Here is a 1157-nt window from a genome sequence, read left to right as displayed (position 1 = left end):
CAAGCACCGGATGAATAGCGATGGAAGTCATTGTACAGAGCCTACTGACCAAAGTGGGCATTTTCGCAAACCGCAAGTGACGTTTTTGGTGACGTTGTTCTCGACCATGCTGGTGGTGTGCGGCAAAGTCAACTTCACGAATTTGAGTCGGTATAGCGAGTTGAACGAGAAGACCTATCGACGACACTTTGAGCAGACGTTTGAGTTTCTCCCCTTCAACGTTGAACTGGTGAAACTGGCGACCGCCCCTAGCAGCCGGTTGCTGTGCGTCATGGACGGCTCGTTTCTGCCCAAAAGCGGGAAAGCCACGGCGGGGATTGACCACTTTTGGAATGGCTGTGCCAGTCGGGCGGAGAAAGGGTTAGAGGTCTCGGTGATTGGGGCTGTGGAGGTCGAAACTGCCACGGCGTATGCGTTATCCGCCCAGCAGACGCTGACTCACACCGAGTTGCCCGCCCAGATCAGTCGGATGGATCAATATCTTTACCATCTCGAACAGGTGCGTCCCCATCTGCCGTCGCCAGTCCGGTATTTAGCAGTCGATGGTGCCTACGCCAAGGAACGCTTTGTCACGGGTGCGGTGCAGTTGGGGTTGCCGGTGATCAGCAAACTGCGTTGTGATGCCAATCTCCGCTTTCTCTACACGGGCGTACAAAAGCCACGAGGTCGCAAGCGCAAGTATGACGGTAAAGTCGATTTCCAAGACTGCTCCCGCTTCACCTGGGTAGACACCGTGCAACCCCAGGTTGACCTCTACACGGCGGTCGTCTGGTCAATGGCGCTCAAGCGCCCGATTCGCTTGGCGTATCTACTCAACCATCAAGACCCCAAGCACCCTCGGTTTGTCGGACTGTTCTCCACCGATGTCGAGCAAGATGCCCACGATCTGTTCCGACTCTACCCACTGAGGTTTCAAATCGAGTTTATCTTCAGAGATGCCAAGCAATTCACGGGCTTGCAAGATTGCCAAGCGCGAGATGTCGCCAAACTGGACTTCCACCTCCATGCCTCCCTCACCGCCCTCAACCTTGCCCGAGTCGAGGCACAAAAGCATGATTCTAGTGACTCGCCCTTTGTCCTCTCGATGACGAGTGTCAAACGGCGGGCGCTCACCGCTCATCTGCTCGACCGATTTATTACTCAGTTAGACTTGGAGC

1 protein-coding gene is annotated in these 1157 nt (G+C 55.1%); it reads left to right on the top strand.

Features of this window, described 5'->3' with window-relative positions; genetic code table 11:
* Nucleotides 1–10 precede the first annotated feature (10 nt).
* On the top strand, nucleotides 11–1157 hold a 1147-nt coding region (locus A8707_RS26205), incomplete at its 3' end, for a transposase (protein ID WP_068820385.1).

This window comes from Phormidesmis priestleyi BC1401, from assembly GCF_001650195.1.
Classification (GTDB): Bacteria; Cyanobacteriota; Cyanobacteriia; order Leptolyngbyales; family Leptolyngbyaceae; genus Phormidesmis_A; species Phormidesmis_A priestleyi_B.
Note: the sequence above shows the minus strand (reverse complement) of the source record. Positions and strands in the feature narration are given on the sequence as shown.